Annotated in this window: 27 protein-coding genes; 7 read left to right on the top strand and 20 right to left on the bottom strand. The window is 63.4% G+C overall.

Features of this window, described 5'->3' with window-relative positions:
- Nucleotides 1–479: 479 nt before the first annotated feature.
- The 3 genes from P2T57_RS08565 to P2T57_RS08555 form a co-directional block, all read right to left on the bottom strand.
- Nucleotides 480–1,529 carry a deoxyhypusine synthase gene (locus tag P2T57_RS08565; RefSeq protein WP_276302063.1) on the bottom strand — a complete coding sequence of 350 codons (1,050 nt, stop codon included), beginning with the start codon at nucleotides 1,527–1,529 and terminating at the stop codon, nucleotides 480–482.
- Nucleotides 1,530–1,593: 64 nt separating this feature from the next.
- Nucleotides 1,594–2,316 (bottom strand): bacteriorhodopsin, encoded by a 723-nt coding sequence (locus tag P2T57_RS08560; RefSeq protein WP_276302062.1) that lies wholly within the window; start codon nucleotides 2,314–2,316, stop codon nucleotides 1,594–1,596.
- On the bottom strand, nucleotides 2,313–4,616 hold the full coding sequence (locus tag P2T57_RS08555; protein WP_276302061.1) for a methyl-accepting chemotaxis protein: 2,304 nt from the start codon (nucleotides 4,614–4,616) through the stop codon (nucleotides 2,313–2,315). Before P2T57_RS08555 ends, P2T57_RS08560 begins: the two co-directional genes overlap by 4 nt.
- Nucleotides 4,617–5,154: 538 nt before the next feature.
- On the opposite strand from P2T57_RS08555, the gene P2T57_RS08550 reads away from it, so the two are divergent.
- Nucleotides 5,155–5,478, top strand: coding sequence for an antibiotic biosynthesis monooxygenase family protein (locus P2T57_RS08550; RefSeq protein WP_276302060.1), 324 nt, complete (start codon nucleotides 5,155–5,157; stop codon nucleotides 5,476–5,478).
- A gap of 37 nt (nucleotides 5,479–5,515) precedes the next feature.
- On the opposite strand, the gene P2T57_RS08545 is transcribed toward P2T57_RS08550, so the two are convergent.
- Nucleotides 5,516–5,710, bottom strand: a complete 195-nt coding sequence (locus P2T57_RS08545) for a hypothetical protein (RefSeq protein ID WP_276302059.1) — start codon at nucleotides 5,708–5,710, stop codon at nucleotides 5,516–5,518.
- A gap of 5 nt (nucleotides 5,711–5,715) precedes the next feature.
- Nucleotides 5,716–6,483 (bottom strand): Nif3-like dinuclear metal center hexameric protein, encoded by a 768-nt coding sequence (locus P2T57_RS08540; RefSeq protein ID WP_276302058.1) that lies wholly within the window; start codon nucleotides 6,481–6,483, stop codon nucleotides 5,716–5,718.
- Between the two features lie 293 nt (nucleotides 6,484–6,776).
- Between P2T57_RS08540 and P2T57_RS08535 the strand changes: the two genes are divergently transcribed.
- Together P2T57_RS08535 and P2T57_RS08530 are read left to right on the top strand one after the other, a co-directional pair.
- Entirely contained in the window at nucleotides 6,777–7,913 is a 1,137-nt protein-coding gene (locus P2T57_RS08535) for a trypsin-like serine peptidase (RefSeq protein WP_276302057.1), read from the top strand.
- Nucleotides 7,914–7,953: 40 nt separating this feature from the next.
- Entirely contained in the window at nucleotides 7,954–8,553 is a 600-nt protein-coding gene (locus P2T57_RS08530) for a hypothetical protein (RefSeq protein ID WP_135824120.1), read from the top strand.
- A 31-nt stretch (nucleotides 8,554–8,584) separates the two neighbouring features.
- On the opposite strand, the gene speB is transcribed toward P2T57_RS08530, so the two are convergent.
- The 7 genes from speB to P2T57_RS08495 form a co-directional block, all read right to left on the bottom strand.
- Nucleotides 8,585–9,400, bottom strand: a complete 816-nt coding sequence (gene speB, locus P2T57_RS08525; protein ID WP_276302056.1) for an agmatinase — start codon at nucleotides 9,398–9,400, stop codon at nucleotides 8,585–8,587.
- A complete protein-coding gene (locus P2T57_RS08520; protein ID WP_276302055.1) occupies nucleotides 9,401–9,781 on the bottom strand; it encodes a translation initiation factor IF-5A in 381 nt (126 codons plus the stop codon).
- 179 nt (nucleotides 9,782–9,960) lie between these two features.
- The gene (locus P2T57_RS08515; RefSeq protein ID WP_276302054.1) at nucleotides 9,961–10,230 is read right to left on the bottom strand and encodes a DUF8028 family protein; all 270 of its coding nucleotides are present in this window, start codon (nucleotides 10,228–10,230) and stop codon (nucleotides 9,961–9,963) included.
- A gap of 259 nt (nucleotides 10,231–10,489) precedes the next feature.
- Nucleotides 10,490–11,560 (bottom strand): aminotransferase class I/II-fold pyridoxal phosphate-dependent enzyme, encoded by a 1,071-nt coding sequence (locus P2T57_RS08510; protein WP_276302053.1) that lies wholly within the window; start codon nucleotides 11,558–11,560, stop codon nucleotides 10,490–10,492.
- 54 nt (nucleotides 11,561–11,614) lie between these two features.
- Complete coding sequence (locus tag P2T57_RS08505; RefSeq protein WP_276302052.1) at nucleotides 11,615–12,553, bottom strand: ZIP family metal transporter; 939 nt, start codon at nucleotides 12,551–12,553, stop codon at nucleotides 11,615–11,617.
- Between the two features lie 114 nt (nucleotides 12,554–12,667).
- The gene (locus P2T57_RS08500) at nucleotides 12,668–14,341 is read right to left on the bottom strand and encodes an ABC1 kinase family protein (protein WP_276302051.1); all 1,674 of its coding nucleotides are present in this window, start codon (nucleotides 14,339–14,341) and stop codon (nucleotides 12,668–12,670) included.
- Nucleotides 14,342–14,350: 9 nt separating this feature from the next.
- The gene (locus P2T57_RS08495) at nucleotides 14,351–14,707 is read right to left on the bottom strand and encodes an Hsp20/alpha crystallin family protein (RefSeq protein WP_276302050.1); all 357 of its coding nucleotides are present in this window, start codon (nucleotides 14,705–14,707) and stop codon (nucleotides 14,351–14,353) included.
- A 94-nt stretch (nucleotides 14,708–14,801) separates the two neighbouring features.
- On the opposite strand from P2T57_RS08495, the gene P2T57_RS08490 reads away from it, so the two are divergent.
- Both P2T57_RS08490 and P2T57_RS08485 read left to right on the top strand, forming a co-directional pair.
- Complete coding sequence (locus tag P2T57_RS08490) at nucleotides 14,802–16,028, top strand: molybdopterin molybdotransferase MoeA (protein ID WP_276302049.1); 1,227 nt, start codon at nucleotides 14,802–14,804, stop codon at nucleotides 16,026–16,028.
- Nucleotides 16,029–16,404: 376 nt separating this feature from the next.
- A complete protein-coding gene (locus P2T57_RS08485) occupies nucleotides 16,405–18,345 on the top strand; it encodes a molybdopterin biosynthesis protein (protein ID WP_276302048.1) in 1,941 nt (646 codons plus the stop codon).
- 22 nt (nucleotides 18,346–18,367) lie between these two features.
- Here P2T57_RS08485 and P2T57_RS08480 read toward each other — a convergent pair whose 3' ends face one another.
- The 5 genes from P2T57_RS08480 to P2T57_RS08460 all read right to left on the bottom strand — a co-directional run bounded on the left by P2T57_RS08480 (nucleotide 18,368) and on the right by P2T57_RS08460 (nucleotide 22,532).
- Nucleotides 18,368–20,050: a TrkH family potassium uptake protein gene (locus P2T57_RS08480; protein WP_420028518.1), complete on the bottom strand. Its 1,683-nt coding sequence runs from the start codon at nucleotides 20,048–20,050 to the stop codon at nucleotides 18,368–18,370.
- Nucleotide 20,051: 1 nt separating this feature from the next.
- Nucleotides 20,052–20,744: a potassium channel family protein gene (locus P2T57_RS08475; protein WP_276302047.1), complete on the bottom strand. Its 693-nt coding sequence runs from the start codon at nucleotides 20,742–20,744 to the stop codon at nucleotides 20,052–20,054.
- Nucleotides 20,745–20,903: 159 nt separating this feature from the next.
- Entirely contained in the window at nucleotides 20,904–21,554 is a 651-nt protein-coding gene (locus P2T57_RS08470) for an HAD family hydrolase (protein ID WP_276302046.1), read from the bottom strand.
- A gap of 317 nt (nucleotides 21,555–21,871) precedes the next feature.
- Nucleotides 21,872–22,252, bottom strand: coding sequence for an LWR-salt protein (gene lwrS / locus P2T57_RS08465; RefSeq protein ID WP_276302045.1), 381 nt, complete (start codon nucleotides 22,250–22,252; stop codon nucleotides 21,872–21,874).
- Between the two features lie 4 nt (nucleotides 22,253–22,256).
- Entirely contained in the window at nucleotides 22,257–22,532 is a 276-nt protein-coding gene (locus P2T57_RS08460) for a 4a-hydroxytetrahydrobiopterin dehydratase (RefSeq protein ID WP_276302044.1), read from the bottom strand.
- Between the two features lie 153 nt (nucleotides 22,533–22,685).
- Between P2T57_RS08460 and P2T57_RS08455 the strand changes: the two genes are divergently transcribed.
- Together P2T57_RS08455 and P2T57_RS08450 are read left to right on the top strand one after the other, a co-directional pair.
- Nucleotides 22,686–23,342, top strand: coding sequence for a hypothetical protein (locus P2T57_RS08455; RefSeq protein WP_276302043.1), 657 nt, complete (start codon nucleotides 22,686–22,688; stop codon nucleotides 23,340–23,342).
- Nucleotides 23,343–23,393: 51 nt separating this feature from the next.
- A complete protein-coding gene (locus tag P2T57_RS08450; RefSeq protein ID WP_276302042.1) occupies nucleotides 23,394–23,609 on the top strand; it encodes a hypothetical protein in 216 nt (71 codons plus the stop codon).
- A gap of 108 nt (nucleotides 23,610–23,717) precedes the next feature.
- Here the strand turns inward: P2T57_RS08450 and hemA are convergent, their stop codons facing one another.
- The 3 genes from hemA to P2T57_RS08435 all read right to left on the bottom strand — a co-directional run bounded on the left by hemA (nucleotide 23,718) and on the right by P2T57_RS08435 (nucleotide 26,028).
- Nucleotides 23,718–25,082 carry a glutamyl-tRNA reductase gene (gene hemA, locus P2T57_RS08445; protein WP_420028537.1) on the bottom strand — a complete coding sequence of 455 codons (1,365 nt, stop codon included), beginning with the start codon at nucleotides 25,080–25,082 and terminating at the stop codon, nucleotides 23,718–23,720.
- A 208-nt stretch (nucleotides 25,083–25,290) separates the two neighbouring features.
- Nucleotides 25,291–25,695: a DUF5778 family protein gene (locus tag P2T57_RS08440; RefSeq protein WP_276302040.1), complete on the bottom strand. Its 405-nt coding sequence runs from the start codon at nucleotides 25,693–25,695 to the stop codon at nucleotides 25,291–25,293.
- A gap of 138 nt (nucleotides 25,696–25,833) precedes the next feature.
- On the bottom strand, nucleotides 25,834–26,028 hold the full coding sequence (locus tag P2T57_RS08435; protein WP_128476257.1) for a cold-shock protein: 195 nt from the start codon (nucleotides 26,026–26,028) through the stop codon (nucleotides 25,834–25,836).
- Between the last annotated feature and the right edge of the window lie 121 nt (nucleotides 26,029–26,149).

Raw genomic sequence — 26,149 nt, 5'->3', positions numbered from 1 at the left:
CATCGTTTTCACCTCCGTTCTCCTCGTCCGGAGATGCGTCGAAATAACTGTCGAAGTTCCGAGGGGCCGATTCGAAGTCTACGGGCCGGTCACGACAGTCGCCGCGCCGTCAGTCTCGCGCATTCGTTCTCCTCCGGTCGAGGAGTCGGATGCCGTCCGCGAATAGCTGTCGGTTCGGCGAGCGGTTTCGCCGGAACCGACCCCGGAGTCGGTCGCTTACGGGCCGCTGGTCGAGGACGTGTTACTGTCAGTTGCTTCCATCGTTCTCACCTCCGTCGGTGAACTCGGACGCCGACCGGAAATAAGTGTCCGACTTCGGACACGCCGTTCGGCGGTCTCGACCGCTCCGCAGTTACGGACCACCGATGTCGCCGACATTGCTGTCTGTTTCTTCCATTTCTGTCACCTCCATCCCGAAATCCGGAGCGAAGTAAACATAAATTCCGGAACGGTGTTTCCGTAGAGCGTCACCGAGCGCGCTACTCGCCGATTCGCTCGCGGGCCGCCGCCGTCACCAGCGGCAGGGTAATCGTCGCGTCGGCGTACACCGAGGCGTTGCGCGCGGCCTTCTCCAACTTGCCCCACGACCGGGCCTCGTCCAGCGTCGCCCCGGAGAGACCGCCGGTCTGTGGCGGGTCCATCGTCAACTGGACCGCGTAGTCGTAGGCCTCGGGCGAGACCAGCATCGTCTGGAGGACGTAGTTCTTCGGGACGCCCCCACCGACCACCATCGCGCCGGACTTCTCGGCCTCGAAGGCTTGGTCGGTGATGGTCGTCATGTCGGCCAGCGCGTCGAGCGTGAAGTCGGCGGTCTGGGAGTACATCCACGCTTGCAGGCCCAGCACCGAGTCCTGAATCGCCGGGCAGTAGATGGGCACGTCGTTCTCGTAGGCCGCGGCCGCGACTCCCGCTCCCTCCGAAATCTCCTCGCGGTCGTTGACCTCGCTGTTGGCCTTGCCGAGCGCCGCGGTCAGTTCCTGAATACTCACTGCCCCTTCGCCTTCGACTTCGGGGAACACCTCCGAGCGCAGGTGATTTTCGAACAGCGCGAAGTGTTCCTGTGGCAGGTAGACGTTGTAAATCCTATCGACCTGCTCGTCGCGCAGTTGCTCGTCGTGGTCGCGCAGGGTCCGGTCCTCGCCGGGGTCCTCGGTGCCGTGGTGGTGCTTCCCGCCGATAGCCTCGATGGCGTCGTGGGTCAGGTTCGCGCCGGTCGTGACCAGCGCGTCGATGTGGCCGTCCCGGATGAGGTTCGCCACGATTCTGCGCATCCCGGTCGGCACCATCGCGCCCGCCAACCCGAAGAAGTTGGTCACGTCGTCGTCGCCCAACATCTCGGCGTAGATGTCCACGGCCTCGTGGATGTCGGCGGCACCGATGCCCGCGTCGCCGTAGGACTCGGCCAACTCGCCGACGGTCATCCCCGCCCGGACCTCGGCGTGGGCGATTGGGTCGTGGTGGAACTCCTCGCGGTGGGGTTCGTGGTGCCCTTCGTCGTCGTGGCCGCCGTCCTCGTGGTCGTCAGTCATGTGGGTTGCTGGTCGGTCCAGACGCTTGAACGCCGCGATTGCGAGAGCGAAAAACGGAACTCAGTCAGTCGGCCGCCGACGCCGGAGCGTCGGCCGGGTCGGACAGGGCCTCCTCGGTCCGGAGTTGGTCGAGCGCGTCCGCGCCGTTGACCGCCATGGCGACGAACCCGACCTTACTGATGAGGTCCAAGTAGGTCACGACCATGACCTCGGTCCCGGTCTGTAGCAGGCCCACGCCGAGCGGCCCGAGTACCCAGACCACCGGATAGAGCGTCCAGAGGACCACGGTCAGGTTCCGGAGTTTGGCGAACACCGCGTCAACGCGGTCCCCGTGGAGGGTCGCCTGCCGGGGCAGAACCGACAGCAACAGGTAGAGGAGTCCCCCGTAAGCGACACAGCCGACCAGATACGCGACGTAGCTGTACGGCGACGGGAGCAGTCCGGCCACCACGCCAGCGCCGATGACCAGCACGTCCACGCCGACCAGCGCGGCGTAGACCCGACGGTCCGGTTGACACAGCATCCCGAGATACAGCACCAGCAGGGGCGTCGTCACCAGCCAGTCGAGGTAGCGAGGCAGGTAGAGCGCACCACTACCGGCCTCGATTTTTCCGAGGCCGAGCGCCATCGTGAGGTACGCCACCGCCGCGAATCCGGTGACGCCCGCCAGCACCGCGTAGTAGGTCCGGTAGCGCCCCGAAGAGACGAGTCGCCAGAGCGGGACGGCCGTGCCGAGGGCCATCCCGAGCGTGCCGAGCCAGAACCAGACCGGCGTGAGGTCCATCATCGGTCGCTCACCTCCGCGGCCTCGAAGCCGGTCTCGTCCATCGGTCCGGTACCCTTCGTGACCCGGAAGTCGTCGAGCAGGGCCGAGAGTTCCGCCGCGCGCTCGGCCAGTCCCTCGGCGTCGTCGCGGACCTCCGCCAGCGTGGTCGTCTGGGCCTCGGCCGCGTCGGCGACCGACTCGGCCTGTCCGGTGGTCTCCTCGCTGATGGACGCCACTTCGTCCACCATCTCGACCACCGCGGACGACGACTCTGCTTGGTCCTCGGTGGCCTCGTTGATTTCCCGGATTCGAGCGTCGGTCTCCTCGACGTACTCCGCGATTTCCTCCAGCGCGTCGATTGCGCCCTCGACCGTCTCGACGCCGGTCGTGATGCGCTCGCTGGTCTCGTGCATCTCCGCGACCGATTCGGCCGTCTTCGACTGGACGCGCTCGATGCGGCCCTCGATTTCGGTGGCGGACTCTTTGGTCTCCTCGGCGAGGTTCTTCACCTCGTCTGCGACCACCGCGAAACCGTCGCCCTCCGCGCCGGTCCGGGCGGCCTCGATGGAGGCGTTCAGCGCGAGCATGTTGGTCTGCTCGGCTATTTCGGTGATGACCTCGACCACCTCGCCGATGGCGGCCATCTCGTCTTCGAGTTCCTCGATTTGGGCCGCGGTCCGCTCGGTTGCGGTCTCGACCGCATCCATCTCCGCGAGGGCGTCCTCGGCGGCTTCCCGGCCGTTCCGGCCCGCGGCGGCCGCCTGCTCGGAGGTCGCCGCAACTTCGTCCACCGTTGACGCCACCTGTTGGGCGCTGGCCGACAGTGCGTTCATCTCGTCGGCCACGTCGCCGAGGTTCTCGGTCTGTCTGGCCGCGCCCTCCGAAATCTCGCCGACCGACTCGCTGACCTCCTCGCCGGTCGCCATGACCTCCTCGGCGCTCGATTCCACGTCCACGACTGCGTTCGAGACGTGCGAGGAGAACCGCTTGACTTTGGCCACGGTGCGCTCGATGTCGTCTAACATCTCGTTGAGCGACTCGCCGATGGCGACCATCGCCTCGCTCCGGCTTTCGGGGTCCACCCGAACCCCGAGGTCGCCGTCTGCGGCCGCGCTCATCACGTCCTCGTAGTGGTTGGCCTTGGTTTCGAGGTGCGACGAGAGGGCTTCGGCCTCCTCGCGGGCCTCCTCGGCGCTCTCTTTGGCGTCCTCGGCTTCCCGGCGCGCGGACTCGGCGGATTCGCGGGCCTCCTCGGCCTCGCGTATCTGTTGCCGGAGCGAGTCGCGCATCCGGCCGAAGGAGTCGTACAGCGACCCGAACTCGTCGCGGCGCTCGGTCTCCAAGTCAACGTCGAGGTCCCCGCTGGCCATCTCGTCGGCCTTCGCCGAGAGTTGGCGGAGCGAGATGACCGTGTTGCTCCCGACGGTGACGCCGACCAGTGCGAGGCTAACCACCGCCAGCAGGATGAGACCGAGGATGTTCGACGTGACTGCTGACCCGAGCGCGTAGGCCTCGCTCTGTGGCGCGTGGACGACGACCACCCAGTCGGCCGACTCCATCGGCGCGTAGGCCATGAGCATCCCACTGTCCATCTGCATGAATCCGGATTCGCCAGCGACCCCGCGCTCGACTGCGGGACTGTCGTCCCCGCCGCGGTGAATCGCCAGTAGCTTGCTCGCGTTGGGGTGGGCGAGATACCGGCCCTGTCCGTCGAGGACCACCGTCGAACCGCCCTCGACGCCGCCGGTGAGCGACCGGGTTCGCTCGGCGATGTTCACCATGTAGATGACCCGCTTGTTCGGTCGGTCGGGAACCGGCGAGACGACCGCCACGACCGGGAAGTCCACGATTGGGACGCGGAAGGGCGCGGAGACGTACACGTCGTCAGCGCCGTCGTAGTTCGGCGGGTCGGTGGCGAAGGGCGCGCCCTGCTCGCCGGGACTGACTCCCGCGAGTTCGTCGCTCGAACTCGTCACGATGGTTCCCTCCTCGGCGTCGTAGTAGTGGACCGCGACCACGCCGTCGGGGACCGTCCCGTCGGTTACCAGCCCCTTCAAGTGCCCCCGGATGCGGTCGGTGTCGCCGGTCTTGAGGGCTGGATGCTGTGAGGTCAGTTTCGTCTGGGTCTCGACGCTCGACAGCCACGTGTCGAGCGTGTCGGCCCGCGAGTTCGAGAACGCAGTCAACTCGTCTTGCACGTCGGTCCGCAGTCGCTCGCCGGTCTGGACGTGTATCAGCGCCCCGACCACGACGGTCAGCGCCACGACCGACACCAGCGCGACCGCGAGCTTCGATGCGTAGCTCCGTCGTACTCTCTCCACGAATGGCCATTTGTGTCCCATCTTGGTTTTTCTCGAAAATAGATATGTAAGCGCGTGAAATAAGCTTGTATGGATGTATCAACGCTGATAACCACGTGACGACGCCGCTATTCGAAGTGAGACTCTCAAAAGCGGTAGTGCCAACTGCCACGAGGGCCCACGTGACGCCGGTCGGACGCCAGCGGCGGTTCAATTAGCCGTACCCGAAGGTCGGCTATCGGGGCCGGTTGGCCGCGGCCCGTACCCGCCGAGAACCGTCGCGTGACCGTAGCTCCGGCAACCGCGAGGGTTGTTGAAACCCGACGGACACGTGATTCAAGTTGAATTGAAGGGTTTTAATACTACCTATTTCAGAGAATGCGTCCAGCGCGACTCGGCCCTCGGTCTCGCCCGGACCGAGATACCCCACGCGTAGCGTCTGTCGCGTCCTTCTTCGACCAACTGATTGGCGATGTCGCCCCGATAGTCCCAGTTCGGCGGTGGCGGTTTCGACTCGTTCGCCGCGAAGATTAACTCCCCGCGGGCCGAAGCCCCGGCCGTGATAGAGCGTATCTGGCACGGATGGACGACGCCCGAGGAGGCCGACGAGTACGAGCGCCTCCTCCACGACGAGATTTTCCCGCGCTTCGCCGACGAGGACATCGACGGCTATCGCGGGTTTCGCGTCCTCCGGCGCGCGAACAGGGGCGACGAGGAGGTCGAATTCGTCACCGTCATGCGCTTCGACTCGCTGGACGCCGTGAAGGAGTTCGCGGGCGAGGACCACGAGCAGGCCCATATTCCGCCGGAAGCCGAGAAAGTCCTTTCGCGGTACGACGACCGGGCGCGACACTACGAGGTCAGAGCGCGGGGCGACTCCTAATCGAGGACGAGCGTCCCGCCCCGGATTTCGGCCACGGCTACGTACTCCGACTGCGGACGTACCGGTAGACCGCCACCGAGGCGACCATCCCGACGAGCGCGCCGAACGCGACGGGGAGGACGCCGCCCTGCGCGAACGCCACGGCCCCCGCGAGTCCGAGGAGAACGAGCGTGATGGCTCGCCGGACCCACGGGTTGCGAATCGTCGCGCGAAGCGAGTCGGAGTCGGCCATTCGGCTCACAGCCCGGTCGGCGCGTCGATGTAGGTCGTTTCGAGGCCCCAGTCGTCGGCGAGCGTCTGGAGTGACCGGACGCCGAAGGTTTCGGTCGCGTAGTGGCCGGCGAGGACGACGGTGAGTCCGGCCTCGCGGGCCTCGTGGTAGACCTTCTGTTTGCCTTCGCCGGTGATGAGGGCGTCAGCGCCCGCCTCGACCGCTTCGTCGAGCCAATCGACGCCGCTCCCGGTCAGGACAGCCACGTCCTCGATTTCCTCGGGGCCGAAGTCAAGGACCCGCACGCCCTGCCCGAAGTGGTCGAGTTCGGCTTCGAGGGTCTCGCGCAGGTGGTCGGTCGGGATGGGTTCGGGGGCGCGGCCCCGCTGGCCGACGTGTTCCGGTCCCACCTCGCCGAAGGGTTCGCGGTCGTCCAGTCCGAGGAGGTCGGCGATACCGGCGGCGTTGCCGAGTTCGGGGTGGGCGTCCAGCGGCAGGTGCGAGACGTAGAGCGCCACGTCGTTCTCGATGAGGGGCGCGATGCGGTCGTACTGGCGGCCGGTAACGCGGTCGATGCCGCCCCACGAGAGGCCGTGGTGGGTCACGAGGGCGTCCGCTCCTCGGTCGGCCGCTGTCTCGATGGTCTGCTCGGCGGCGTCCACCGCGAACGCGACCGATTCGACCTCGCGGTGGTCGGGGCCGACCTGCAGGCCGTTCTCGCTGGCGTCCACGTCGGCGAAGTCGTCGGTTCGGAGGCGGTCGTCGTATCGGGAGGCGAGTTCGGCGAGGTCCATGTTCTACGCTGGTGTTCTCGCGGGAGGGGCTTGTATCTGTATCTCCGCGCTCCTACTCAGTTGGTACTATTGAAGAAGATACAATAGTAGTCAGATGTCGATTGAACACTCGATACACCTCTGAACCGCCCTCCTTTCCGAACTAAAGTACTATCTCTACGGTAGTCCTCAACACATATCATACATCAATTCCGATTATGTTTTCTATGGTTAGAAAGACATAAATTATATCTATATGACTTAATTTGTGGGTGTCATCAGATAAGTACGAACTGATGGGGCGGCGTCGATTCATGAACACCCTCGCAAATTTAGGCCTTTCAGCGGCTACGATTAATACCCTCTCGCAGGAGAGTATTGCGCAGGTCACCTCCGATCCAAAAAAAGAGGTTCCATACGTGAAAGGATACGAATACAAGCATCCAGATGGGCTGAATAGTCCGCCTGAGGTTGAGACTATTCATTCGACAATTCCCCGCGGACGTTGGGTCCGAATCCAGGCCGCGTATGACGCCGCGGAGAGAGTTTCGAAAGCAATCGAAAAAATAGGTCCGTCTAACTCCATCAACACTGGTGTAAGGTATGATTCGACGTCCCCAGAACAGGTTGAACCCTACGTAGTCGTGTCCTACGACACACTAAAGAAATCTAACGGCAAGGTGATCTCTGAGCCAAGTATCACATTTGAAGAAGTAGAAAATAACACCCCCTCCTACGTGAGTGGAACCGCTGGCGGCTCAGAGAATACAGAAGTTATCGAGAAAATACCTGTTGTCTTCGAAAAGAAGGAGAAAATTCAACAGGAATACTACGATACGGCGTATCGGCCATGTCCTGGCGGTTGTAAAATTGACTTGGGTGGGACGCTCTGCTTTTCGTTCTGGGACTATAGTGTTTCACGTCGCCGGTTCTTGACAGCAGGACACGTATTACAGAACGACGATGGTTCGGTACCCGGTCAGGTTCACCAACCGGAGTGGGATAAGAACCTCGGTTACCCACTTGACAGTTCTATCAGGGTTGACGGCGGTCAAATGGATGCAGGTCTGATAGAATACAAGTACAGCGACGTCGATTATACAAACAAGCTCGCAGAGGATGGGGGAGGGTATACGGATACAGTCAACAAAGTACATGGCTGGGATTGGATTGCGAACGATGGGTACCAATACGAAATCACTCATCAAGGGAAATCTGCAGGAAGGAACTCGGGTACAATTAAGGAAACGGTAGCTAAGAATGGAAAGCGAAACTTCTGGACTACTGCTGACCAAGCTAGAGGTGACTCCGGAGGTCCACACTATCGGTTTGACTCGGGTGATGGTTACTACTGGCTCGTCGGTTTGCATTGCTGGACTAACGACGGTACTGATTCCGGAGCCATTGCGTTAGACAAGATCATGAACGACGAGTACAACCTCGCACTGTAGGTGGGAGAAGTCTTATTCTCTTTTACGGAGTACTAAAAATATGAAGAAGACGCGCCGTGGATTTGTTTCAGTAAGTGTTCTTACGCTCGTAACTGGTTGCTTGAGCGAACAGAGCAATAGTTCCGAGACAAGAGAGACCGCAATTCCGGATATGAGCAAACAAGGCCAAGCCCCAAAAGTCTCCGTCCGAAAGGAAATCCAAAAGAAGGACGTGGAGTACATCGAGGGAAATAATTCGGTGAGATATAAAAGCGGTTATAAAAAGCCTACCTCGAACACTCAAAACAAGACGAGGATGGTACCGACGTATGATGTAATCCCGTTTTCGCAGTGGGCAAAGGCACAATGTGCAGAATTAGCAACTAGTAAAATAAACAAATTGCTGCACGAACGCATTGATGAGGAACTATCAGCAATTTCGGTCGGGATTAACCATACTTCTAAAGAGAAAGAAGTATACGTAGATTATAGCACGACTCTAAATCCAGAGGGAGAAGTAATTAAAGAACCAAGTATACCCTTCGAAAAAGTAGTGGAAGCAACGCCAAAGGTGGTTATTTCAACTATCGGGCTATCTGGCAAAGAGCATAAAGAAAGCTACGAGATACATGTGAAAACTTCGAGTCGGAAACAGCAGTAACGAACCGAGTAGTAATTCACACTTCGACTTCTTACTCCGACAAATCGGCATCCGCGAAGACGAACTCCCGGAGGAGTTTCCCGCCGAGGGCCGCGGACTGGCCGTCGTCGCGGTCGTTGACCTCCACCACGTCGAAGCCCGAAACGTCGGCGGCGTCGGCGACCTCCCGCACCACGTCGCGCATCTCGCGGGGCGTCATGCCGAACGGCTCCATCGTGCCGGTGCCGGGCGCGAAACCGGGGTCCGCGCCGTCGATGTCCACGCTGAGGTAGACTGAATCTTCAGCACCGAAGTCGGGCGACCAGTCGCCGACCTCCTCGGGCGGGACGACGGTCACGTCGTCCTCGCTGGCCCGGTCCCACTCGTCCTCGCTCCCGGTGCGCGCGCCGAGGACAATCGCCTCGTCGGCCACGTCGAGGACGTGGCGGGTCACGGTCGCGTGGCTGAGTTCGTTGCCGTCGTACTCCTCGCGGAGGTCTAAATGGGCATCGAGACAGACGAAGGCGTCGGGTTCGACCGCCCGGACGCCCGCGACCGTGACGGTGTGTTCGCCCCCGAGCAGGAGGGGCAAGGCGTCGTCCCACCGAACGTCGGTCGCCACCCCTTCCAGATACTCCAGATACTCGCTAGCGTCGTCCCACGCCCGAACGTCGCCGTGGTCGTGGACCCCGAGGTCGGAGAAGTGTCGGCCCGACCGGGCGTCGTAGTCGTCGTAGGTGCGCGCGAATCGCCGGATGCGCTCCGGGCCGAATCGCGCGCCGGGTTGAAACGTCGTCGAAACGTCGAGGGGCGCGCCGACGACCACGTAATCGGCCTCGTCGCGGTCGGCGGACGCGCCGGGGAACATCTATTCGAGAATCTTCCGCTGGTCGTCCATTTCGAGGTATTCGAGTTCGTCGTCGGGCGACAGCGAGACATCACCGGGCGTCTTGATGGTGATGGTCTCGTAGGTTTCGAGGTCCATGACCTGCGCCACGTCGTCGCTCTCGACGGAGACGACCTGACCCTGTTTGCGGTTGATGATGGGGACCCAAATCTTGGCGTCCACAGGCTGAGAGAGACTGCGCTTCTTGCCGTCGAAGACGCCTTCGGCCTCGATGCGGGCCTTCGCGCTACCGTGCTTGCCCGGTTTTGCCGTGCTGTAGGAGTTGATTTCACATGCGGCGTCGTCGATCATCACGTAGTTGCCTTCCTGCAGGTCCCGTACTTCCTTCTGCTCTTTTGCCATACGCCGGGATAGCGTCCGGGGTAGTATAAACGGTTTGGAATGGGTTTCCGTCGGTTTGGACGACAGATGGGCGAGAAGCGGGGGAGAGAAGGGAGGGTGGCAGAGAGGGGAACGCGGCAAAGAAGGGCGTGAGCAAAGCGGAGAGTGCGTCGGGAGGACACCGGGAACGTCAGCGGGAATCAGTCGTTGCGGTAGCCGTGTCCGGCGACCAGCGCGACGGCGTGGACTGCCAGCAAGAGGCCGAAGGCGGCGCGTTGCTCGGGGACGCCGCCGCCGACCAGCACGGGCACGTAGAGCGCCGGCAGGACGACTGCCGACCAGAACCCGGCGAACTCGAAGGGTTTGGACGCGGTGTCGAGGGCGGACCGCACAGCGTCCAGCGCGTCGGCGAGTTCGTCGGGCCGTTCGTCGGGGAGGGGCGTATCGAGCGTGGAGGGGGCATTCGACATCGGGGGTCACCTATCTCTCCGTACAACCCCCACCATCATATAAAGGGGCGAGCGTTAGCTGAAATTCGCGCGTTTTAGCCCCGGCGAGTTAGTTTCCCGTCTTTTCACCCCGTCGAACTAACGTTTTACAATACGCTGAGAAGGCTCTAGAAATTTTAAAACTGAATCTGAGCAAGTATCCCCAAATCAGAGAGTCGTGGTAACTTCCACCGCGAGTATCGTCCCCGAGTCCCACGGGATTCGGCGTCGGAATCGGCTCTCAGGCGCGGCGCTCGATGCAGTCGGCCACCCGCGAGAGGCCCTCCTCCAACTCGTCGGTCGGCAGGCCGAACCCGATGCGGAAGTAGTCGTCGTAGCCGAACAACTCGCCCGGTGCGAGGACCACGCCCTCCTCCTCCACGACTTCTCGGCAGAAGTCCACGCTCCCCGAGAATCCCTCCGGGACCGACAGGAAGCCGTTGACGCCCACCGGGTCGTACCACGAGAGGTCGTACTCGGCGACGAACTCCCGGACTCGCTCGCGGTTGTGGGCGGCCAACTCGCGGTTCTCCGCCAGAATGGCGTCCTCGCGCTCGCCGAGGGCCTGCCGGGCGATGTGCTGACCGAAGATGGACGGCGAGATGGTGGTGTAGTCCTTCCATTTCCACGCCTCCTCGATTACCTCCTCGGGGCCGGCAATCCAGCCGAACCGCAGGCCGGCGAGGCCGTAGGCTTTGGTCAGACTGGTCGTGCTGATGCCGTGGTCGCCCATGCTCGCCACGGTCGGCAGGGGGTCGTCGGCGAGGAGCCTGTACACTTCGTCGCAGAGCAGGTAGGCGTCTTCGTCCTCGGCGAGGTCGTAGAGTGCTTGGACCGTCTCCTCGGGGTGGTAGCGCCCGGTCGGGTTGTTCGGGTTGTTGAGGACGACCACCTCGGTTTCGGGCCGAATCGCGTCGGCCACGGCGTCCACGTCGAGTTCCCACTCCGGGGGTTCGAGCGAGACCCTGCTCACGTCGCCGATGGACTCGGGGACAGCGTGGAGCGCCTGATACGTTGGGGTGACAACGACGGCATGACTATCTTCGTCCATCAGCGAGAGGAACGCGAGGAGGTTCGCTTCTTGGGTCCCGCAGGTGAACAGCAGTTCGTCTGCTCCGCGGTCGTACCGACTTCCGACCTCGGCCCTGAGTTCGGGGTCGCCGTTGGTCGGGATGACGTAGCCCAACTTGCCGGGGTTCAGGTCGAACCGGTCGGCCCGGAGGCTCCGAATCCCGCTCTCGGCCAGCATGATGTCGGCCTCGTGTTCGTACTCGGCGAACCAGCGTTCGAGTTCGAAGGGTGCGATGTCCATGCAGGCCCTACGACGCCAGCGAGGTAAAGCCGAGGGAAGCCGGAAAAACGCACCTCAGACGTACATCAGCGGAATCATCGCGCCGACGCCCACCGCGAGGCCCGCCAGCAGTTCCCGGTGGCCCTCGCCCGGCAGTTCCGCGCCGGTCTCCAGCGCCTCGGGGATGAACTCGGTGGCGACTAAATAAATCATCGCGCCCGCGGCGAACCCGAACCCGAAGGGGAGGAAGGCCTCGGCCCACCGGACGAACGCGAAGGCGATGACCGCGCCGATGGGTTGGGGCAGACTCGAAAAGACTGCCGCGCCGACCATCCGCCACTTGCTCACGTCCATCGCTCGCATCGGGATGGAGATGGCCAATCCCTCGGGGACGTTGTGGATTGAGATGGCGACGGTCATGAACACCGCCAGCAGGGGCACCGTGAACCCGAGAATCGGGATGCCGCCCTCGAAGCCCAACTCGGCGAACGAGACCCCGACCGCGACGCCCTCGGGGAAACTGTGGACCGTCAGGATGCCGAGGATGAGGACGAGTTTCCGCAGGTCGCCCTCCGCGAACGCCTCGGCCTCCATCGCGTGTTCGCCGTGGTCGTGACCGCCGCCGCCGTCGGCGTGGACCTCCTCGTCTTCGGAACGAACGCCTTCGTTTTCATGATTGATTTGATTGTCTTCGGAATGCTTCTCGTTGCTTTCGCCGCCCTCGATGTCGATGGCGTCGAGCGCCCAGTCGGCGACTTCCACCAACACGACGCCCGCCAGCAGGCCCCCAATCATCAACACCGGGAGGCCACCCGACGAGTACGCCAGTCCCTCGTTGACCAGTCCGAACAGCGAGGCGGACACCATGATGCCCGACGCGAGGCCCCAGAGCGCGACGTTCCACCGGTCGCTGAAGTCCTCGACCACGAAGAACGGGAGCGCGCCGAGACCCGTCGCTAGCGCGGTCACGAGGCCCGCGACGAACACCAGCACGAGGTTCTGGGCGAAGCTCATACCCCCATCTACTCACTACTGGTCAAAAAGAGTTTCCAAAACACTAACTCGTTTTTGGCTATCCTAAAACAGCGTTCCCTCGGGACGGGACTCGGAGCGCGTGCCCGGTCAAGGTTACTCCCCGCCCCGACGCTGGCGCATCTCGTGGCGAGTGAATTGCGGGGTGACTCGCGTACCCTTCTTGCTCCGGAAGGTCCGGTAGAGGAGGCCCGCGACCCCGACCGAGAAAGCTCCCGCCACCGCCGCCGACTGCACGTCGGCCAGCGCGTAGAGGAAGGCGGTCGAGAACGCGCCCGAGGCCAGCAACATGCCGTAGACGAGTCGCTTGGCCAAGTTCTCGAACACGTCGTTGCCGTCCTCCACGTCGGCCCGGACGTAGAAGTCGTCGCGCTCGATTCGGTCGAGCGTGCTTTCGAGTTTCGGCGGGACGCGGACCGACGACTGAATCGACCGCTGAATCTGGTCGCCGGTCTCGCTGGCGAACTGCTTGATGGACTCCTCTCGATACCCCTGCTCGGTCAGGTAGTCGGTGGCGACCGAGATGAAGTCGAAATCCGGGTCGAGGGTGACGCAGACGCCCTCGACCACCGTGGCGACCCGCAGGACCAGCGCGAGGTTCGGGGGCAGGCGGAGGGGGAAATCGTAGATGGTGTCCTCGACCTGTTCCACGATTTGCTGGACCCGGTAGGTCTCGATGTCCTCGCCGCGGGCGTCCTCGATGGCGAGTTCCATCACCTTCCCCATCGTCGCCCGGTCGGCCTCGGGGCTGAGGGTGCCCATCTCGACCAGCGCGTCCAGAATTCCGTCGATGTCTTGGTTGGCGACGGCGATGTAGAAGTCGATGATTTTGTTCTGGATGAACTCGTCCACCCGGCCCGACATCCCGAAGTCGTAGAAGACGATGGTACCGTCGTCGCACACCGCGAGGTTGCCGGGATGGGGGTCGGCGTGGAACACCCCGTCTTCGAGCAACATCTGGAGGTAGGCCCGCTGGAGGTTGACCGCGAGTTCGTGGCGGTCCACGCCCATCGCGTCGAGTTCCTCCACGTCGTTGATTTTGGTGCCGGTGATGTACTCCATCGTCAGGACGCGCGGCCCGGAATGGGAGTCGATGACCGCCGGAATCGCCACGTCGTCGTTGCCCTCGAAGTTCGAGCGAATCTCCTCAAGCATGGCGGCCTCCCGGTCGTAGTCCATCTCTTGGCGAATCGTGCGAGCGAACTCGTCGGCCAGATTCTCCAGCGAGAAGGCTCTGGCCTGCCCGAGGAACCGCAAGAGGATGGGCAACGACCACCGAATGACGCGCAGGTCGGCGTTGACTAACTCCTCGATGTTGGGTCGCCGAATCTTCACCGCGACCTCCTTCCCGTCGATTTCGGCGGTGTAGACCTGTCCGAGACTCGCCCCGGAGATGGCGTCGGTGTCGAACTCGTCGAATCGCTCCTCGATTGGACCCACCTCGTCTTCGAGGACCGACCGGGCCTCGGCCCACGGCGCTGGCGGCACCTCGTCCTGCAGTTTCGAGAGGACATCGACGTACTCGGGCGGCAGGATGTCGGGGCGAGTCGAGAGGAGTTGCCCGAGTTTGATGAACGTCGGCCCGAGCGTCAGAAGCGACTCCAGCAGGGTGTTGGCGCGTTCGACGCGTGTCTGGCTATCGACACGCCGGGAACTGCCGAACAGCAGGAACCGGCGTCGGTCGCGGGCGTAACTCAGCAGGAGCGGCAGGAAGTGGTACGCGACGACGAAGAACCGCCGGTACGCACGGAGGTTAGCCAGTGTGACCACCCCGCAGGGTCACCGGCTCTCGACGTGGATTTCCTGTTCCGGGGTGGCCTCGCGCTTGGGGAGGCGAAGCTCCAGCACGCCCCGGTCGATGGTCGCCTCGGCGTCGGCCCCGGTGGCGTCCGGCGGCAGGGGCAGGTCGGCGTCGAGGAACAGCGAGCGCTCCTCTTGGAGGTACGAGAAGTCCATCGGCACGTCTTTCTCTCGGCGCGCCTCGATTTCGAGTTTCCCGTCGGAGACGCCGACGTCCACCGTCTTCTCGTTGGCACCCGGCAGGTCGATGACCAGCAGGTAGGCGTCGTCGCTCTCCAGCAAGTCGGCGAACACCGCGTCCGGCAACTCCCGCATGGCCTCACGAAGCGCTGACATACCTGCGTCTTAGGACGGCGGGGCGAAAAAGGGTGTGGTCCCGTCTGCGGGGCTTTCCCACACGTTTTTGCCCGCGGACGGCCGATTTCGACCCATGAGCGAAGACCAACCGGACCGAAAGCAGTCCGGGTTCAAGGACAAGACCCGCGTCGGCGAGGCCCGCGAGCGCCTCCTCGACGCGGTGGTCTCTCACGACCGGACCGAGGAGGTCCCGCTCTCGTCGGCAGACGGCAGACTCCTCGCCGAGGAGGTCGTCGCAGAGCGAAACGTCCCCCACTACCCGCGGGCCGCGATGGACGGCTACGCGGTCCGGGCCGAGGACACCTTCGGCGCGAGCGACCGGTCGCCCGAGGTGCTTCGACAGAGCGAGCAACTGACTCCCGACTCGGCGGTCCGGGTCCACACCGGGAGCGAACTCCCCGACCGGGCGAACGCGGTGGTGATGATAGAGCAGGTAGACGAGTTCGGCGACGAGGTAGAGATTTTCGACGCCGTGGCGGAGGGCGAGAACGTCGCGCCGGTCGGCGAGGACGTAGCGGAGGGCCAGCACCTCTACGACCCCGGCCACCGTCTCCGGCCCTCGGATTTGGGTCTGCTCAAGTCGGTCGGCGTCGAAACGGTGGCGGTCCGCGAGCGCCCCGCGGTCGGGGTGATTCCGACCGGCGAGGAGTTGGTTCAGTCGAATCCCGGTCCCGGCGAGGTGGTCGAGACCAACGGGCTGACGATTTCGCGCTACGTCGAGCGGTGGGGCGGCGACGCGACCTACCGCGACGTGGTGACCGACGACCCCGAGGCCCTCCGGACAGCCATCCAGCGCGACCTGACGAAAGACGTGGTGGTCACGACCGGCGGCTCCTCGGTCGGCGAGCGCGACCTGCTCCCCGAAGTCGTGGCCGACCTCGGGGAAATCCTGTTCCACGGCGTCGCCCTCAAGCCCGGCCATCCCGTCGCGGTGGGCGTCGTGGAGGAGACCCCGGTCGTGATGCTCCCCGGCTACCCCGTCGCCTGCATCATCAACGCGGTCCAGTTCCTCCGGCCCGCGCTGAAGCGAGTCGGTGGGCTTCCCGAGAGCGACTTTCCGACGACCGAGGCCCTCCTCGACCGCAAGATTCGGAGCGAACCCGGTATCCGGACCTTCGCTCGGGTGCAATTGGGAGAAAACGACGAGGGCGCGACGACCGCAACGCCGACCAGAGCGAGTGGGTCGGGCGTCCTCTCCAGCGTGGCGCTCGCCGACGGATGGGTCGAAGTGCCCGAGGGACGCGAGGGAATTCCGGAGGGAGAGACCGTCTCCGTGCAGGACTGGGAGTGGTCGGCGTGAAGCGGGACGAAAATCACGCCCGACGTTCAGACACGCACTTTCAAATGTCTAGAAAATCCACATATTGTCTAAGGAAACAAAAACAATTGTCTGCGGTCGGCGCGCGCTGGCGCGGCGCTCTCGTGCGCCGCGCCCCTTCCGCGCGAGGGATGAGCATCGCAGGCCGGAGCGTAGCGGAGGCCGAGAAGCGCAGTCGGTTGGGGAGGCCCGTGGCCCGCGGTTGCGGTGCGGTCCGGGTGGATGAAGGGGCCGCCCGGTCGCGGGCTTCAGAGGCGTTCATCTCCGAATCTTCTGCTGTCGCCTCTGACCTGTTTCTCCCGCATAGAACCCCGAAGACAGCGACCAACCACCAACAGTTGCACGGAGCTGATACCCAATGACTGACCGAAAAGAGTTCAGAGACCTCTCAGACCCCGAAGACGCCCGCGAAGCAATCGCCAGCCTCGACCTGACCCCCGACCCCGAACAGGTCCCTCTCGAAGACGCCCGAGGCCGAACCCTCGCCGAGCGAATCGACGCTGGCCTCGACGTGCCGGGGTTCGACCGGGCGAGCATGGACGGCTACGCGGTCCGGGCGCGCGACACCTTCGGCGCGGACGAATCCGACCCGGCTACCCTCGAACTCGTCGGAACTGTCCACGCAGGAACGAAACCCGACGTAGAAATCGCCGAGGACCAAGCGGCCGAAATCTCGACCGGCGCGGTGATGCCCGAGGGCGCGGACGCCGTGGTGATGGTCGAGCGAACCGACGAGACCGAGGAGGGCGAGGCGGTCGAAATCCGAACTGCGGTCGCGCCGGGCGACCACGTGATGCTCGCCGGGGCCGACGTGGCGGCGGGCGAGCGAGCCTTGGGTCCCGGAACGCGGCTTACCGCCCGCGAAATCGGTCTCCTGTCGGCGCTCGGCGTCGAGGAGGTCCCGGTCCGGGGCAAACCCACGGTCGGCATCGTCTCGACCGGCGACGAGTTGGTCCGGCCCGGCGACGAGGTAGACAGCGCGGCGGGGCAAATCTACGACGTGAACAGCTACACCATCGCCGCCGCAGTCGCCGAAGCGGGCGGCGAGCCAGAACTCTACCCCCACGCTGGCGACGACTACGACGAGATGGAGCGCATCCTCCGGGAGGCCGCCGACGAGTGCGACCTCGTGCTGTCGTCTGGGTCCACGAGCGCCAGCGCGGTGGACGTAATCTATCAGGTCATCGAGGAGCGCGGCGAACTCCTGCTACACGGCGTGGCGGTCAAGCCCGGCAAGCCGATGCTCGTGGGCCGAGTTGCAGACTCGGCTTACGTCGGTCTCCCCGGCTATCCCGTCTCGGCGCTGACCATCTTCCGAACCTTCGTCGCGCCCGCAATCCGGAACGCCGCCGGGGTCCCGGAACCCGCCACCGCGACGGTCGAGGCCCGGATGGCGACCGAAGAACGCTACTCCGAGGGCCGGATGCGGATGATGCCCGTGGGCCTGACCGAGACGGGCGAGGCGCGAAGCGCCTCGAAAAATGCGAGCGGTGGAACCGCGAGCGACGACCTGCTGGCCTACGTCGTGGACAAGGGGAGCGGCGCGACCACCAGCCTCGTGGAGGCCGACGGCGTGGTCGAGGTCCCCGCCGACACCGCCTACGTCGCCGAGGACGAGACGGTCGCGGTCCAACTGTTCTCGCCGGACGTGCGCCCGCCGACCGTCCTCGGCGTGGGCGAGGACGACCCCGCGCTGGCGAGGCTCCTCGATAGCCTCGAACGCCCGCGCTACCTCTCGGTCGGGTCCCGCGAGGGTCTGCGCCGACTTCGGGACGGCGTGCCGGACTTCGCGGTCACGTCCGCTGGCACCGCCGAGGACCGCGGCGTCGAGGCCACCGAACTGGCCGCCTACCGGCGCGAGTGGGGGCTGGTCGTGCCCGCCGGGAACCCCGAGGAAATCGGGAGTCTCGCGGACCTCGTGGACCGGGACCTGCGGTTCGTCAACCGGGGGAGCGACTCGGGGCTTCGGACCAGCCTCGGCAGGGCAATCGCCGACCTCGCCGACGAACGTGGCTCCTCGCGCCACGACCTCGTGGCGTCCATCGACGGCTTCGAGTTGGCCGCGAAGGCCCACGAGAGTCCCGCCAGAAAGGTGGCCAGCGGACAGGCAGACGCCGGACTCGGACTGCGGGCGACCGCCGAGAAACTCGGCCTCGGCTTCGTGAGTGTCGGGACCGAGGAGGTCCACGTACTGGCGAACCCCGAGCGCGCCGAGAAATCGGGCGTCCGGGAACTCGCCGACGCGCTGGACGACGAACTGGACGAGATACTGGCGGGGCTTTCCGGGTTCGGTCAGTAGAAGCCCACGGCGGGAAGCGTCCTCAGCGCGGGGTCAGCCCGTAAATCAGCGAGCGCCCGAACACCAGAATCGGGATGATTTCGAGTCTGCCGACCCACATGTTGAGGAGGAACATCGCTTCCGCGAGGGGGTTCATGCCCGGTCCGGTGATGCCGGTCGAGAGGCCGACGTTGCCCTGCGCGCTGGCGACTTCGAACAGCGCGTCGGCGTAGCCGAAGTCCGGTCCGGCGACGTTCACCAGCACGATGGAACTGGCGACCAGCAGGACGACCCAGAGCAGACTGACGATGGCGGCCTCGCTGAACTCCCGTTCCATCCCGTTTCTGCCGAGTTTCCGGCCGTTTATCTTGGCGGTGACGACCGCGCTCTCGGGCAGGAACACTCTGGAGAACTGCCAGACGATGCCTCGGCCGATGGTGTAGGCCCGGATGATTTTGATGCCGCCGACGGTCGAACCCGCGGCCCCGCCGATGACCATCCCGACCGAAATCAGGAGCTTTCCGCCCGCTTTCCAGTCGCCGATGCCCGACGACTGGAACCCGGTACACGAGAGGGCGCTCACCCACTGGAACACCGAGTCCCGGACCGCGGTGGTCTGGGCCGCCGAGAGACCGACCGTCTGCAAGCCTGCGTAGTTGGCGGCGTCGAACGCTGAGGTGACGGCGGCCGCGTTCTGAAGCGAGAGGACCACGACGCCGGCCCCGAACAGAACGAACAGCCACCGGGTCTGGAGGTCCTCCCAGAGGGGTTCGGCGTCACGGTTCGAGAGGATGCCGTAGTGAATCGGGAAGGCGATGGCCCCGAGCGCCATGATGGGCAGAAGCACCGTCTCGATGAGCGGCGAGTCGTAGGTGGCGATGGAGTTGTCCGTGACCGAGAATCCGCCCGTCGAGAGACCGGTCATGGCGTGATTGAGCGCCTGCCAGAACACCTGCCACGTCGGCAGTCGAGAGCCGTAGTCCGACAGCGAGATGGCGACGAACATCGCCACGATTGCGAGTGCGGTGTAGAGGACGAAAATCTTCCAGACGGTCCGGACCGTCGAGATGATACTCGGGTGAATCTTCTCCTCGCGGGCCTCGCTCCGGTAGAGAGCGTAGCTCCCGCTTCCGGGCCGGGCCAGAATCGCGGTCGTGAGGACGATGACGCCCACGCCGCCGACCCACTGGATGAACGACCGCCACCACTGGATGGCGCGGGGCAGGGTGGGTTCGTGGACTGCCATCGTCAGTCCCGACCCGGTCCATCCGCTCATGCTCTCGAAGAAGGCGTGGAGCGGGTCTCGGAAGTAGACCAGACTCGACCGGGACTCGACACCCAGCATCGTCACCGCCTCGTAGGTTCCGGCGGGGGCCGACTCGACGTAGGTGGCCATGACCTCGGGCGGGGTCAGGTACGCAGTCAGGAAGAAGGGAATCGCGCCGAACAGCGCGACGCAGAACCATCCCGCGGCGGCGATAATCATCCCGTGTTTCATCCGCGGTTCGGGGGCGTCGGCGAAGTACTGCTTCGCGCCGAGACCGATGCTGGCGGTGAGACCGCCAGCGAGCAGGAAGGCGAGCGCGGGATACCACTCGGCGAAGACCAGCGCAACCCCGACCGTGATGGTCATCAGTCCGGCCTCCATGGCGAGGAGCGACCCCACGTCTCGCGCGATGATGGCGAGGTCCGCCGGAATCCGGCAGACCGTCCGATTTCGGGCCACGTCAGACCTCGCTCGCGTGGTCCTCGAAGTGACCGAACACGTCAGTCACCTCGGGCGTCGCGCCGCGCTCCGAGTAGACAGTCACCACGTCACCGACTCGGATTTCGGTGTTCCCGCGGGGCGTGATGGGTTGGTCGGCCCCGTCGCGTTCGATGGCGACGACGAGCATGTCCTTGGGGAGGAGACCCTCGGTAGCCGCCCGCTGAATCGTCTGCCCGGCGATGTTGGCGTCGGCGTTGACCGTAATCTCGAAGACCTCGGCCTCGTCGCCGACGCGCATGTAGTCGATGATGGAGGGGCGCTTGACCGCCCGGTAGAGGTACTCGGCGATGAGTCGCTGGGGGTTCTGCATCGTGTTCACGCCGATGCGCCGAAACAGGTCCATGTGTTCGGCGTCGTGGACGACCGAGACGATGTTGGGGACTTCGAGTTCCTTTGCGAGTAGACTGACCATGATGTTGGTCGCGTCTTGGTCAGTCGTGGAGATGAGCGCGTCAGCGCGGTCGATGCCCGCGTCCCGGAGCGTGTCTTTGGTGGTCGCGTCGTCGTTGAGGACGAGACAATCGTAGGTCGAGGCCACGTGTTCGGCCTTCTCCTCGTCTTTTTCGATGACGACAACCTCGTTCCCGCCCGCGGTCGCAATCTCGATGAGCGGACTGCCGATATTGCCAGCGCCGACGATAACGATGTACATCTTTCCAGACAGTAGCCTCACACGAGCGTAAAAGCGTAGCGGTATGCGGCCGGCATCAGAAATATATACAATTGCTAAAGAAATTTCTATACGTGTAAAACATAGGGGTGTACAGCCGAAGAAACGAGATATTTGGGACGAGAGCGGCTGAGGGTCTTCTCAATCCGCGTCGGCGGTCACCAGCAGTTCGTCGAAGGTCTCGACTCGGTAGTCGCCCAAGACGCATTGCTCTCTGCGGCTGTGGCCGTGGCGCTCGACGTGAATCGCGTCGAGGCCCGCGTTCCACGCCGCGCCGACGTCGCTCGCGCCGTCGCCCGCGTAAACGCCGTCGTGACTGTTCTGATGTACGCCGATTTGCTCGCGGGCGTGGTGGAGCGGTTCTGGGTCGGGCTTCCACCCTAAGTCCTCGTCACAGCAGATGATGGTGTCAAACCAGTCGCGGATTTCGAGTTCGTCCAGCACGGGATTGGCGAGGAACGGCTGGCAGTGGGTCACCAGCCCGACCGGGCAGTCGAGGTCGCCCACGAACTCGGCATCCTCGTAGAGGTAGGTCTCCTCTGCCCGGCGCTGTGGGTCCTCGATGTCGTGGAACGCAGGCCAGAACTCCTCGGGGTCGATACCCCACTCGCGAAGTTGGTCATTGCGATTGCCGCCGAGACCGTGCCAGAGGATTTCGGCCTCGCGGTCGGTGAACTGCCGACCGAGGCGGTCGCCAACCCTGTCGAACACCGACCGGGGATACGACCAGTCCACGTCGATGAGTGTGCCGTCTAAGTCGAGCAACCAGTAATCGTACTCGCGGGCGACCATAGGGACAATGCTGTAAGCACTCGGGCAATTTAAACGTTTTCCGGTCGCGTGACGCCTGACCACCGGGGATGCGCTCGGTGGAACTCTCCACGAGGATGCACCCGGCCCCAGAAACAGCGGTCTGGGTGGACTGAAAGGGGCCGCCCGGTCGCGGGCCGCAGGCCCGTGGTCGCTTGCTCGGCCACTATCTGCGCCGGGCGGTGCTGAGAGGCGCAGATATGCCGAGCAAGCGACCGCGACCGGGCGGGGGCTTTCTAAACCTTCTTTCCGGTATTCTCAGTGTCTGCTGTCGAGACCGTGAAACGGAATCCAACTTCTCAGTCTTCTTCCTTCTCAACCTCTAGCGAACTCCCGAGATACTTGTTCAGCACCTCCGAGACCGAATCGGCGTTGAACGTCTCCAAGTCCGCCCGAATCTCGTCTTTCAGGGCGTCTAGATACTCCTCGTCGGTCTCCAGCGCGCGATACTCGACCGAGAGGACCGTCTCGCCCAGCGCCTCCTCGGTGAGTCGCCGAAAGTGGCGCTCGTCGTTGATGTCGCCGCGCCAGAGGTTGTCCCGGAAGAACAGCCAACCCTCCTCGCCCGGCGGGTCGGCCTCCCGATAGAGGCGCGTCTCGAACTCGTTCGGTTCGACCGAGACCCCGCCCGCGCTGGGTTCGAGCCGAAACCGGACCGCGAAGACGTATCTGGCCTCCATGGAGTCAGCGCAGGTCGTTGGTCAGTTCCGCCATGTCTATGTCCTCGTCCGTGATGCCGCCCTCCTCGTGGCTGGTGAACCGAATTTCGACCTCCTTGTAACCGATTTCGATGGTCGGGTGGTGGAATTCCTCCTCGGCGAGTTCGCCGACCTCGCTGGCGAACGCGACGCCTTCGAGGTAGTCATCGAACTCGTAGCTTCGGACGATTTCGTCACCTTTGCGCTCCCAACCGTCAGGGAGTTGGGACTCGATTTCGTCGTCGGAAAGTAGCTCTGCCATACCGGGACTTCGGTACTATTGTAAATAAATTCCTGTGACGGGAGCGTGTCCGAACCTTGGAGTGTAACGCTTCAATCGAAATTTACATATCGAAACGAAAAGATATATTTATCCAGAATAGTCTCATACGACTACAAGGTTTGCAGGCTCTGTATGGTTGGTGAAAAGTCGTTTCAAGAATACGATTGGAAGATTATTTTTGGAGTCGGTACGCTGGTCGGTACCCTTTTAACGGTACTCAGTATCTTGCTAATCTCGCCGCAAGGAGTCGGGAATGTACCCGCAGATATCTCCGGTTCGGACCCCGCATACGCACTCCGTCTGATTCAAGCCATCGGAATTCTGCTCCCGCTTTTCACTGGGCTATTGCGACTTACGACGAGTGAATATGCGGAAGTTGGACAGGACATCAACAAGTACCTCTTTATCGGTATTCTTCTTCTCGTGGTCGGTGGAAGCATCGCTGTCGCCGGAGGACTGACGGCAGATATGGCTGGAGTCTTACGGACTGCATTGGTTTTCGTCCTGCTCACGTTCGTCATGATTGCCATCGTTGCAGGACTGATGTTCAGGAAGATGCCTACCGAAGAAGGGTCTCCCGAAGAAACAAGCGGAGAAACGGGCAACGATGAAAACTGCCAGACGCCGGATAATAACGGAACACAGAACGAATCTAAGGGACAAACGCCAGAGAAGGATGGAACCGAACCGGCGCAAGCAGAGACAAAAGCCGAAGATGCAGCAACCGATTCAGAACAGGCCGATGATACGGATAGCGAGCAGTTAGGAGACGGAAGTGAACAGTTATGAGGAGGGAAATCAAACTTCGAAAAGAGCGCAAGCGGAGACAGGACCAGAACAATGGCAACTAAACAGGAACTCAACGAGATCGTTGATTACATCCTGAAGTCGCTCGGGGTGTTCGCCACACTCACTGTTACGTGGGTCGTCTTAGATTCGCTTGCAACTATCACCGACGCCGGATTCATCGGTTTTCTGGCTGCGCTTGTCTTTACCTCGGCGTTAGGTGCGATGATGGCCGTTGTCGCCTTCGCTGGCTATCTCTTGATCAAATAGCTGTTGCAACCGCCGATTTCGAGTCAGTAGCGTGTGTTCAGACACGGTTCGCCTGCCACAATAGCTGTGAATTACGAGAGTCTGAAAACGGCAAAAACCGATACGGCTTCAGTCGTCGTCGCCGACGGCCGCCACAATCTCGTCGGGTATCTGATCGGCCATCTCGTCCGGGATTTTGTCGGGCATCTCGCTGCCTTGCTCGCGGACGAACTCCGGGGGCGCGCCCTCCTCGCCGAAATCCGGGTCGAAGAGTTGGAGTGCGGTGTTGATGGTCCCCCAGTCGTCCTCTGCCGCGGCGTCCCGCAGGCTCTTGGTCGGCGGCGCGAGGAGTTGCGAGACGAGCGCGTCGGCCATCGAGGACACGATGTCGCGCTGGTCGTCGGACAGGTCGCCGTGGGCCTCCAACTTCGAGAGAGCCTCGGAGAGTTCTCGCTCCTTGACGCGCTCGGCGCTCTCGTACATCGCCGAGATAACCTCGTCGGCGCGCTTGCGTTTGTAGCCCTCCAGCAGGTGGTCGAACTCCCGGTCAATCATGGCCGAGACCGACTCGGCGGCCCGCTGGCGTCTGCGCTCGGTCTCGTCGGTGACCGACTCCAGCGCCTCCATGCCGTAGAGCGTGACGCCCTCTACCGCGTCGGCGGCGGGCGAGACGTCCCGAGGACGGGCGATGTCCACGGCCAGCACCTCGCCGGCGTCGTGGAAGTCGCCCGCGTCGAGAACGTGGTCGTCGCTTCCGGTCGCCGTGACCACTACGTCTGCTGTGTCGAGCGCCGACGAGAGACCGTCGAGCGTAGTGGTGTGAGTCTCGTCGTGGGCGACGTCCTCGGCGAGTTCGGTCGCGCTGTCGAGCGAGCGGTTGGCGACGTACAGCGACTCGACGCCGGCGTCGGCCAGCGCGTGGGCCGCGATGGTGCCCATCTCGCCCGCGCCGACGACCAATCCGGTGGCGTCGCCGAGGTCGGTGTGTTCGGCCAACAGCGTCACCGCCGCGCTCCCGACCGAGACTGCGCCGTCGTTGATAGCGGTCTCGGTCCGGGCGCGCTCCCCGACGTGGATGGCCTTCGTCACCGCGTCGTCGAGCATCGGGCCGATAGCGCCGACCTCGCGGGCCGACTCGTAGGCGTCCCGCACCTGCCCGAGAATCTGGTCCTCGCCCAAGACGAGCGATTCGAGTCCGGCCGCGACTCGCAGGAGGTGGCGAAGGCTCTCCTCGTGGCCCATCTCCACGACCGAGTGGCCGCCCACATCGGGCGAAAAGTCAGACAGCACTGCTCGGCCGGTCGCCGCCGAATCGGTGACGACGTAGGCCTCGAAGCGGTTGCAGGTCTGCATGACGAACGCTTCGTCGACGCCCGGCACGTCGAGCAGTCGCTCCAGTACCATCTGCTCGTCGGCGTGACAGGCCGCCTCAACGTCGTCTAAACTCGCCTTGTCGTGGCTGACCCGAACGCCGGAGACGACACCCGTCGCCACCGTCACGGGTACCGCCTCCCGACTCGCGTGCCAGCGGGAGAGGTTCTGAAAGTCATGGATATACCCTTCGAGAGCTTGCCGAACCGTCTTATCGGGAGCTTAGTCCGGACCCTACGTAAACCCTTCCAAACGCGACACATCGTGGCACGTTCCCACAATCGACACGCCCGAAACCGGCCAATCCCCAATCGGTTCGGTCGCCGAATCGCTACTCTCCTTCGACCCCGGTCACGTCGAAGCCGAGGTCCCGAACGTCTTCGAGGATGGCGTCTTGGTCGGCGCTGGCCTCGTAGTAGAACACCACGTCGAAGGTGCCCTCGCGCAGAAGCTGTTGGCACTCCCAGACGAACGACTCGTCGTCCAGCGTCAGGCCCTGATGCTGGTTCGACGCGAAGTCGGTGTCGTCGGTGCCCGAGTAGACGAAGGTGTCCTTCGGGTCGAAACCGGCGTGTTCGGCGATGATTTCGCCCACGTCCACGGTGGCTTGGTGCATCTCGGTCTCGTCGTCGCTCCCGAGGTCGGTGTGGACGACGGCCCCGTTGAGTTGGATTTCGCCGGGTTCGAGCAGTTGCTTGGTCCTTCGATAGAGGTCCTCGTCGAGTGCGTCTTCCATGTCCGAAAGAAGCCGACCGGCCGTTAAACGCCCTACGGTTCCGAGGAGACCGGCCGCTATCCGGGCGAATCGTCGGCGTTCGATTGCGCAGTCGCTATCCGATCTGCGTCAATAAAAACTCAGTTCGACTGTTACGCGTTACAGACGTTCGAGGTTCTTCGCGCGCGGACCCTTGTCCGCCTGCTCTATCTCGAACTCGACTTCCTGCCCCTCTTCGAGGTCGGGACCGCCGATGTCTTCCATGTGGAAGAACACGTCTTCGTCAGCGTCCTCAGTGTCGATGAAACCGTAACCGCCAGTGTCGTTGAAGAAATCAACCGTACCTTTCGCCATTGCATTCTGTCTCAAGTCGCTCCACGCTTAAAAAGGTATGCAACTAGCTGGAGCTATTCGGCCGACAGGTCGGTCGGTGGAGAGTTCGGGGTCAAAAGGCTAATTGCGCTCGGAAGTGTCG

The organism is Halorussus lipolyticus (assembly GCF_029338375.1).
Lineage (GTDB): Archaea > Halobacteriota > Halobacteria > Halobacteriales > Haladaptataceae > Halorussus > Halorussus lipolyticus.
Note: the sequence above shows the minus strand (reverse complement) of the source record. Positions and strands in the feature narration are given on the sequence as shown.

Excerpts from the sequence above, each read along its gene's own strand:
- P2T57_RS08565 (WP_276302063.1), bottom strand. The coding sequence starts at position 1,529 with ATGACTGACGACCACGAGGACGGCGGCCACGACGACGAAGGGCACCAC.
- P2T57_RS08470 (WP_276302046.1), bottom strand. The coding sequence starts at position 21,554 with ATGGTCGCCCGCGAGTACGATTACTGGTTGCTCGACTTAGACGGCACA.
- P2T57_RS08540 (WP_276302058.1), bottom strand. The coding sequence starts at position 6,483 with ATGGACCTCGCCGAACTCGCCTCCCGATACGACGACCGCCTCCGAACC.
- P2T57_RS08510 (WP_276302053.1), bottom strand. The coding sequence starts at position 11,560 with ATGGACATCGCACCCTTCGAACTCGAACGCTGGTTCGCCGAGTACGAA.
- P2T57_RS08455 (WP_276302043.1), top strand. The coding sequence starts at position 22,686 with ATGGTTGGTGAAAAGTCGTTTCAAGAATACGATTGGAAGATTATTTTT.
- P2T57_RS08460 (WP_276302044.1), bottom strand. The coding sequence starts at position 22,532 with ATGGCAGAGCTACTTTCCGACGACGAAATCGAGTCCCAACTCCCTGAC.
- lwrS (WP_276302045.1), bottom strand. The coding sequence starts at position 22,252 with ATGGAGGCCAGATACGTCTTCGCGGTCCGGTTTCGGCTCGAACCCAGC.
- P2T57_RS08560 (WP_276302062.1), bottom strand. The coding sequence starts at position 2,316 with ATGATGGACCTCACGCCGGTCTGGTTCTGGCTCGGCACGCTCGGGATG.
- P2T57_RS08495 (WP_276302050.1), bottom strand. The coding sequence starts at position 14,707 with ATGTCAGCGCTTCGTGAGGCCATGCGGGAGTTGCCGGACGCGGTGTTC.
- P2T57_RS08490 (WP_276302049.1), top strand. The coding sequence starts at position 14,802 with ATGAGCGAAGACCAACCGGACCGAAAGCAGTCCGGGTTCAAGGACAAG.
- P2T57_RS08440 (WP_276302040.1), bottom strand. The coding sequence starts at position 25,695 with ATGGAAGACGCACTCGACGAGGACCTCTATCGAAGGACCAAGCAACTG.
- P2T57_RS08505 (WP_276302052.1), bottom strand. The coding sequence starts at position 12,553 with ATGAGCTTCGCCCAGAACCTCGTGCTGGTGTTCGTCGCGGGCCTCGTG.
- P2T57_RS08450 (WP_276302042.1), top strand. The coding sequence starts at position 23,394 with ATGGCAACTAAACAGGAACTCAACGAGATCGTTGATTACATCCTGAAG.
- speB (WP_276302056.1), bottom strand. The coding sequence starts at position 9,400 with ATGTTCCCCGGCGCGTCCGCCGACCGCGACGAGGCCGATTACGTGGTC.
- P2T57_RS08485 (WP_276302048.1), top strand. The coding sequence starts at position 16,405 with ATGACTGACCGAAAAGAGTTCAGAGACCTCTCAGACCCCGAAGACGCC.
- P2T57_RS08530 (WP_135824120.1), top strand. The coding sequence starts at position 7,954 with ATGAAGAAGACGCGCCGTGGATTTGTTTCAGTAAGTGTTCTTACGCTC.
- P2T57_RS08475 (WP_276302047.1), bottom strand. The coding sequence starts at position 20,744 with ATGTACATCGTTATCGTCGGCGCTGGCAATATCGGCAGTCCGCTCATC.
- P2T57_RS08515 (WP_276302054.1), bottom strand. The coding sequence starts at position 10,230 with ATGTCGAATGCCCCCTCCACGCTCGATACGCCCCTCCCCGACGAACGG.
- P2T57_RS08520 (WP_276302055.1), bottom strand. The coding sequence starts at position 9,781 with ATGGCAAAAGAGCAGAAGGAAGTACGGGACCTGCAGGAAGGCAACTAC.
- P2T57_RS08545 (WP_276302059.1), bottom strand. The coding sequence starts at position 5,710 with ATGGCCGACTCCGACTCGCTTCGCGCGACGATTCGCAACCCGTGGGTC.
- P2T57_RS08535 (WP_276302057.1), top strand. The coding sequence starts at position 6,777 with ATGAACACCCTCGCAAATTTAGGCCTTTCAGCGGCTACGATTAATACC.
- P2T57_RS08435 (WP_128476257.1), bottom strand. The coding sequence starts at position 26,028 with ATGGCGAAAGGTACGGTTGATTTCTTCAACGACACTGGCGGTTACGGT.